Here is a 7,534-nt window from a genome sequence, read left to right on the forward strand (position 1 = left end):
ATATGAATGTGCCGATAAGGCTTTATACCAAGCAAAATCCGACGGTAAAAATACAGTAAAAGTCTATGATTAGGGGGCCTACGGGCTTTTCTGTCTTCATTTTGTTTTATGAACCAACCTGCCACAATATTGGGTTGCCGCAAAGGTTTTTGTGTTCCCTAGGACGTCCCCAACCGTGGCCATTACCTATGCCTAAGCTTGGCCTACATAGGGTCGAGGGTTAACAATACCCGCTTGTGACCTTTCTCTAACTGGCATGAGCGATGCCAAGCCGCCATGTGTTCCTGTTCTGGCCAAGCTTGGCCTTTTAACAGCCCCACATCAAAAGCCTGCATTTGCTGAATATGGTCTTTATCATACCCCACATCGAAGGGGGCTTTGTTTAGAGGAGTATGATTACCCTTTAGTGAGCGATCTTGTATGGACTCCTTGGGCAGCCACTCGGTGCCTGGGCCCAGGTAGGTGTTCACCAGACGAACGGGGATATTGTCCCTATGAAACCGCGGGCACATCGCTTGTGTTAGGGGGGCCAGCCGCAAGCCAATACTGTCGCAATTAAAAAGGCAAGTGAGCATGTCACAGAGCAAATATATATCGTCCACCGCATCTTGCTTACCTTCAAATTCAGGCAATCTGTGATGCATTTCTTCCATTAAGGTGTCCATGGAGAAAACGCCATTTATGCCAAGTCCTAAGGCCTCAAATGCCTGCAAAAAATAATGATTTACAGCGGGGGAAGGGCCGCGCTGCCATATCGTAACACTGGTGGCCGGTGAGAAAATATCACTTAACACCAAAGGGGTATCGCCTGTGAGCCAAGAGCAGGTATGATGTTTTTCTGCGAGCTGCATATTAATGCCCCCAAAATGGGAAGGGATCGGGATAGGCTGTCCAGGCTTGCCTACCTTGAAGAACTTCTTCTTCACTTAACAAGCACCGATTTAACCGCTCTATGATGTCTTCTTTGTTTAATCCTTGGCCAATAAACACGAGCTCTTGACGCATATCACCAAAAGGTTCTACCCACTGTTCCTTGATGGAAGCCAAATAATCCGGATCTTCTGGCCATTGTTCTTTTGGTACAGCTTTCCAAAACAACCCAGCTGCTCCATACCTTGCCATTCCCCCTGCTTGACTCCAGCTTCCAGCGATATGCGGTCTTGTGGCTAACCAAAAAAAGCCTTTGGAGCGAATGAGTTTTCCCGCGATGTCTTTACTATGGATGAAGTCATAGAATTTTTGCGGGTGAAAGGGGCGTCTTGCTTTAAAAACAAAGCTGCTGATGCCAAACTCTTCGGTTTCCGGGACATGTTCGCCTCGAATTTCCTTAAGCCAACCCGGTGCCTGCTGGGCTTTCTCAAAATTGAATTTTCCGGTGGCAAGTACCTCTTTTAAAGGAACATTTCCATTTTCAATCGGGATCTGCACTGCCTCGGTATTTAACGTTTGAAGAATGCTTTTTAGCCGTTCCAGTTCGTTTTCAGAGACCAGATCCACTTTGCTTATCAGTATCACATCTGCAAATTCTACTTGCTCTACCAGCAGATCTGCCACACTTCTTTCGTCTTCGTCACCAAGACTTTCCCCCACCTCTTGTAGTGATTCAGCCTTGTCATAATCGGTTAAAAAATTCAGGGCATCCACAACGGTTACCAGGGTATCCAGTGTGGCTACATCTGAAAGGCTTACGCCATTTTCATCAGCAAAGGTAAAGGTTTCGGCAACGGGGAGAGGTTCAGAAATACCGGTGGATTCGATTACCAGATAATCGTATTTGCCTTCTTTTGCTAGGCGAGTTATTTCTTCCAGCAAGTCTTCTCTTAATGTGCAGCAAATACAGCCGTTGCTCATTTCTACCAGCTTTTCCTCTGCGCGATTAAGGCTAACTTCATTTTTAACCGTCGCCGCATCAATGTTGATTTCACTCATATCGTTGACAATGACGGCTACTTTAAGCCCATCTCGATTAGTCAGTATATGATTTAGAACGGTGGTTTTACCTGCACCTAAAAAGCCAGACAACACGGTGACTGGCAATAGCGATTGATTTTTCATAGTGGTGTTCAACCCTGCCTTTTGATTATGTTATAATATAACATGCGTGGGTGGAATTGGTAAATCTATCCGCCGGTTTTTATCCCCATTCAGTCTTGGTACGGCCTACCGGTTGCGCACTGGCAAGGTAGTTATGTGTATGAAGCGCGAGAAATTAGTTGGGTGAGATGTACAAAGTTAAAACATAAAACCCACGGTATTCGCTGTGGGTTTCTTTATGTCTGCCGGTGTAGTATGCCGGGGAGGGCTGAGAAGTAAGGGCGCTATCAATCATCAAACGTGATAGTTGATAAACTTCGCCCGTCACCTCATAAATTACAGATTAGAGAATGGAAGAGGAGCTGGCGGTATGGTACACCTTAATCAGCTTTTCGTTTTCGTCCCATTCAAACACCGTGTCCTGATTAATATTTTTTTGCGTGGGCAGAGCCGGGATCAGTACATAGTGATAGCGCCAAACCTCAACATTGCCATAGTTTTCTTTTTTGCTGGGCTCACCTAACTGGCGAATAACATCGAGTTTCTGCGGTGACTCATTATTGAACGTTTCTATTTGCGCATCAGTTACATTTACGCCTGTTTCATAGTCAAGCTTACTGATTGCACTGCAACCTGAAAGCAATGAAGAGGATAAGAACGCAGAAAGTAGAAGTATTCTTGGTGAAAATGAAGACGACATAAATTATTCCATTTTATTTATAAAAAAAGCAAAAAAATCCCTCTAAAAGGGTGAGTATGTGCTTGTGTAACACTAAAGCAGTATTTAATAGGATTTCATTAAGTGAGACAAGCAATGGTTATGTAAATGCGTCTTTACATATGCGGCGCAAAGTTACATTCAGTATCAATAGGTTTAGTTAACGGATAAGTAAACAGTTAGAAGCGCGTGTTGCCGATAGCGGAAAATGCGGTGTTGTACTCCAGCCCTTGGGGCAGGTACTCAGTTTACTACAAAAAAACCGGCGCAGGGGCCGGTTTTTTATTTAAACGGTAAAGGCTGATTAAAGCGCAGCTAACGCAGCATCATAATCCGGTTCGTCAGCGGTTTCTGCTACTTGCTGAGTATAGGCTACTTCTCCTGTTTTATTGATAACCACAACACTGCGAGAAAGTACCCCTGTTAGTGGGCCGGTTGAAAACTCAACGCCGTAATCCTTACCAAAAGTAGAGCGGAAAGTAGAGCCTGTTAATACGTTTTCAATGCCTTCAGCACCACAAAAGCGGCCTGCTGCGAAGGGAAGATCCGCCGATACACAAATAACAACAGTGTCATCCAGCGCGGCTGCTTTTTCGTTAAATTTACGTACCGATGTAGCGCAGACGCCTGTATCTATAGAGGGAAAAATATTAAGTACTACGTTTTTACCCGCTAACTCACTTAAGCTTACTGTGGAAAGATCGGCCTTGACCAGTTCGAAGTCAGGAGCTTGACTGCCCACCGCTGGGAGTTCACCGAGGGTTTCAAACGCATTGCCTTGAAGCGTAACTGTTGCCATGAATATTCCTTCATAGAGTGATGAATGTACTTGTCTATATTGATGGTTAAAGGAAGAATTTCAACCTGAAACCCATAAAATTTTAAAAAAAGCTTTTTTTAACGGCTTACGCTTTGTAATTATAGAGAGATAGTCGCCATGAACTACAACAGGTGTGCATTTTATGGGTGTAAATGAAATCATGAGTCAGCGCGTTGTGAGCGTCCAAATGGATGATAGCTTGCATACGCTTAAAGAACTCTTTGAGGCCACCGGTTTTCACCATCTTCTGGTGGTGGAAAATAAAAAACTGGTGGGTGTTATCTCAGATCGGGATTTATTAAAATCGTTGAGCCCCTTTACCGATACGCTTTCAGAGCGCTTAAAAGACAGGGCCACGTTAGAACGTCGAGCGCATCAAATTATGAGTAGAGATATTGTCGCTATTCAAGAGCATAGTAGTATCATGAAGGCTATCGCATTTTTTAATCGTCGTCGCGTCTCCTGTCTACCGGTACTCAACCAAGCAGGCGAACCTGTGGGGATCGTTTCATGGCGAGATATTTTGCGTTACATAGAAGAGAAGGTGCTAAAAAAGCAACGAATAACATAACCACGCTATCATTCATTTAAAGGTGTTTAATTCAAGTAGTATGGATATGCAGTAAAGATGACAAATACTAGCCGAACTCGCACAGACATCAATCGAGATGCCATATTGTGTGCCGCCCGAAGCGCTTTTCAAACCTACGGAGTTACTGGTACGAGTATGGATAAACTCGCGGAAATGGCGAACTTGTCCAAACGTACGGTATACAATCACTTTGCTTCGAAAGAAGAAATTGTGATGCACCTGATTCGCGCCCTGTGGAGTAAAACCATGGCCGCTGTGCCTGTGGTTTATTCTGCGGATACCGATTTACATCAACAACTTGCGGCTATTTTACTGGCTGAAATTAATCTGATCACCACTAAGGAATACCTAGGGTTGGCAAGAGTGGCTATCGGTCACTTTTTTTATCATCCCCAAAAATTAAAAGAAGAAATTGATCATTTAAGTGGCCAGGAAACGGTGTTGCAACGTTGGTTGATTGCTGCGGTGAATGATGGTCGCCTCGCATTGCCTGATATCAATCAGGGCGTAACTATTTTATCGAGCCAAATTAAAGGCCAATGCTTTTGGCCGCAGATGATGCAAATTCAAGCTCCTCTTTCAGGTGAAGACAAGGAAAGTATTGCAAATCAAACTGCGGCTCTGTTTCTTAGCTACTTCGCAAAGTAATTTTTTTGGTTATTTACTTACCGATTGGATGGGGTTGTCTGCTTGAGGGCGACGAAATAAACGCCCCACCGTATTGCGGTAAAGAAACCCAAAACCATTTCCTAAATCAATAAGAATTAAATACAGGCAAGGCACTAATACCAAGGTCACAATGGTGGCATACATGACCGCAAAACCCAGTCCAATGGCCATGGGGATCACTAAGGCCGCTTGTAAACTGGTTTCAAACATAATGGGAAGTACGCCGGCAAAGGTTGTGATCGAGGTCAGCGTTATGGCTCTAAAGCGAGCGCAACCCGCTTCTTCAACCGCTTCTCGTATGGAGGCACCTTCTGCTCTGCGCTGATTCACATAATCGGTCATTACCAGTGAATCGTTAATGACCACGCCCGCGGCAGCAATTAATCCAAAAAATGACATGCTGCTAATATCATAACCCAACAAAAAGTGGCCAAATGCTGCGCCGGTGAAGCTAAAGGGGATCACCGACATGATGATCAGTGGTTGTCCGTAACTCTTAAGGGGGACCGCCAATAACACATACACCATGATCATGGCAGCAATGAAAAACATCATCTGCTCGTCTTGTTGCGCGATTTGTTCTTCAATATCCCCTCCCAGTTCTGTCATGACAGAGGGATATTGAGCTTTTAGTTTTGGCAGCAAGGTATCATCGATTTCATCGACAACCGTACCGGGTTCCACTTTTTCTTCATCAATATTGCCCCAGATATAAACGCTACGGTAGCCACCTTCTCGGCGAATATAGCTAACGCCGGGGTTTTCTTCTAAGTTAACCACGTCTCCAAGCATGACCTCTTGGCCCGCTGGCGTTGTAATCACACTGTATTTTAAATCAGCCAGTCGTTCGCGGGTAAAATCCGGATACCGAACCATAACCTTAACTTCTTCGCCATCGCGGATAACCCGCTGGGCCTCACCACCGTAGAAGCTGGCACCCACCTGGGCTGCGATATCCTGCAATGTTAAACCTAAATCATAGGCAACTGGCAGCAATGTCATTTGGATCTCTTTACTGCTGGGATCGATGGTAGAGCTAATATCAAACAAGCCCTCTTTTTGTTGCAGCATATTGATAAAGGTTCTTCCCGCTGCATTAAGGGTGTCTAAATCTGGCCCAAACAAAAGATAACCAAATTCGCCGTCATCCCCGTTGCTGTTAATATCATCAAGCACAACAAAGGACTTCATGCCGGGAATTTCAGGAATGGCAGCTCGCCAGCGCCGGGCTAGCTCGAAGGTATCAAATACACGTTTATCTTCGTCAACCAGGGGAATTACCAATTCGCCAGTGGTTCTATCGTCGTTATAGGCAAGAATATCGCGGATCATGCCATCGGTACCAAATTCCTGCTTAATTTTGTCTTCTTCGGTAAGGATGACCTGCTCAATGGTTTTCAGGGCATCGATGACAGCAGTGTCAGACACGTTTTCATTCATTTCAATTTCAATAGAAGGAAAGTCGTGTGGCACTTTCGAATTGGGCACAATGCGAACATGATCGCCTGCCACCAACCCCGATGCAAACATCAACAGGGCAACAAATATCATTAACACCGCCCAGCGCCATTCAATAGCCAACGTCACCATACTGCGGTATGGACCATTGACAAAGCCGTTAAAGCGAGCGTTAAAACGGGCCCGCCAGCTGTTTGGTTTTATCGGTGAAAAACGGGTATGGGCAATATGGGCAGGAAGAATAAGTTTTGATTCAATCAAACTAAAGAGCAGGCATAAAATAACAACAATTGCGATGTTATAGAATATGGCGCCTTCAAAGCCACTACTCATGGTAAAGGGGGCAAATACGGCGATGGTGGTGAGTACGCCGAAGGTGGCTGGTGTGGCAACCCGTTTAGCGCCGCGGATAACATTCTCCACGCCGCCGCCTTTACTTTCTATTTCGGTATAGGCGCTTTCACCAATGACAATGGCATCGTCAACCACAATGCCCAACACCATAATAAAGGCAAACAGCGACATTAAATTGATGCTCACACCAAATATTGGCATCATCATCATTGCACCTAAAAAGCAAATGGGTAAACCTAGCATGACCCAAAACGCCAACCGAAAGCGCAGAAAAAGGGTTAGCATCAGTGCCACTAACACGGCCCCTTCCAATAGGTTTGTCAACATCATATTAAGGCGGGCATCAAGGTAGTAGGTCAGATCCACCATGGTGTGCAGCGCAACCCCTTCCGGCAAGGTTTCATTTTTTGCCTTCATGTATGCTTTTACGGTTTCTGCCACCGCCACAATATTCTGTGACTTGGTTGCACGCACAGAAATATAAATAGCGTTGTGTCCTGAGAACTTAAAGTAACGTTCGCCTTCGGTAAAGGCATCTTTGATTTGAGCGATGTCCCCGAGCTTGACTTGAGCACCACCGGTGCCTATTTTCACCGGAATAGCAGCAAATTCATTACCCTTGTAATACTGATTTTCAACCCGTACAGAAATAATCCCAGCTTGAGTACGTAGTTGACCGGCGGATATATTGGTTGAATATGCCCGTATAGCGGTGGCCACGTCATTAATGGATAAGTTATATTTGCGCAGCATGTCCGGCTGAATTTCAATGGCAATTTCATCATCCGGGTAACTCACCTTGACAATGGAGATGGAGTCGAGTTGTAGCAGTTCATCTTCCACTTCTTTGGCAAGATCTTTTAATTCTCCTAGGGGGAGATCGCCCACC

Annotated in this window: 8 protein-coding genes; 3 read left to right on the forward strand and 5 right to left on the reverse strand. The window is 45.0% G+C overall.

Going from position 1 to position 7,534, the window contains the following annotated elements; genetic code table 11:
• Positions 1-73: hypothetical protein (locus V5298_RS21085; protein WP_422653127.1), on the forward strand; the 73-nt coding region annotated here is incomplete at its 5' end.
• Positions 74-203: 130 nt separating this feature from the next.
• Here the strand turns inward: V5298_RS21085 and V5298_RS18245 are convergent.
• From V5298_RS18245 to tpx, 4 genes are all read right to left on the reverse strand, one after another.
• The gene (locus tag V5298_RS18245; protein ID WP_332932859.1) at positions 204-851 is read right to left on the reverse strand and encodes a DUF1826 domain-containing protein; all 648 of its coding nucleotides are present in this window, start codon (positions 849-851) and stop codon (positions 204-206) included.
• 1 nt (position 852) lies between these two features.
• Positions 853-2,055 carry a zinc metallochaperone GTPase ZigA gene (gene zigA / locus V5298_RS18250; protein ID WP_332932860.1) on the reverse strand — a complete coding sequence of 401 codons (1,203 nt, stop codon included), beginning with the start codon at positions 2,053-2,055 and terminating at the stop codon, positions 853-855.
• 322 nt (positions 2,056-2,377) lie between these two features.
• A complete protein-coding gene (locus tag V5298_RS18255) occupies positions 2,378-2,734 on the reverse strand; it encodes a hypothetical protein (RefSeq protein ID WP_332932861.1) in 357 nt (118 codons plus the stop codon).
• Positions 2,735-3,056: 322 nt separating this feature from the next.
• Entirely contained in the window at positions 3,057-3,551 is a 495-nt protein-coding gene (gene tpx / locus V5298_RS18260; protein ID WP_332932862.1) for a thiol peroxidase, read from the reverse strand.
• A gap of 163 nt (positions 3,552-3,714) precedes the next feature.
• On the opposite strand from tpx, the gene V5298_RS18265 reads away from it, so the two are divergent.
• Both V5298_RS18265 and V5298_RS18270 read left to right on the forward strand, forming a co-directional pair.
• On the forward strand, positions 3,715-4,143 hold the full coding sequence (locus V5298_RS18265) for a CBS domain-containing protein (protein ID WP_332932863.1): 429 nt from the start codon (positions 3,715-3,717) through the stop codon (positions 4,141-4,143).
• Between the two features lie 57 nt (positions 4,144-4,200).
• The gene (locus V5298_RS18270) at positions 4,201-4,812 is read left to right on the forward strand and encodes a TetR/AcrR family transcriptional regulator (protein ID WP_332932864.1); all 612 of its coding nucleotides are present in this window, start codon (positions 4,201-4,203) and stop codon (positions 4,810-4,812) included.
• A 9-nt stretch (positions 4,813-4,821) separates the two neighbouring features.
• Here V5298_RS18270 and V5298_RS18275 read toward each other — a convergent pair.
• Positions 4,822-7,534, reverse strand: a 2,713-nt coding sequence (locus tag V5298_RS18275; RefSeq protein WP_332932865.1) for an efflux RND transporter permease subunit, incomplete at its 5' end; no start/stop codon positions are given.

This window comes from Alteromonas sp. 14N.309.X.WAT.G.H12, from assembly GCF_036697315.1.
Lineage (GTDB): Bacteria > Pseudomonadota > Gammaproteobacteria > Enterobacterales > Alteromonadaceae > Alteromonas.

Coding starts and splice junctions, on each gene's coding strand:
- V5298_RS18245 (WP_332932859.1), bottom strand. CDS start 851: ATGCAGCTCGCAGAAAAACATCATACCTGCTCTTGGCTCACAGGCGAT.
- zigA (WP_332932860.1), bottom strand. CDS start 2,055: ATGAAAAATCAATCGCTATTGCCAGTCACCGTGTTGTCTGGCTTTTTA.
- V5298_RS18255 (WP_332932861.1), bottom strand. CDS start 2,734: ATGTCGTCTTCATTTTCACCAAGAATACTTCTACTTTCTGCGTTCTTA.
- tpx (WP_332932862.1), bottom strand. CDS start 3,551: ATGGCAACAGTTACGCTTCAAGGCAATGCGTTTGAAACCCTCGGTGAA.
- V5298_RS18265 (WP_332932863.1), top strand. CDS start 3,715: ATGGGTGTAAATGAAATCATGAGTCAGCGCGTTGTGAGCGTCCAAATG.
- V5298_RS18270 (WP_332932864.1), top strand. CDS start 4,201: ATGACAAATACTAGCCGAACTCGCACAGACATCAATCGAGATGCCATA.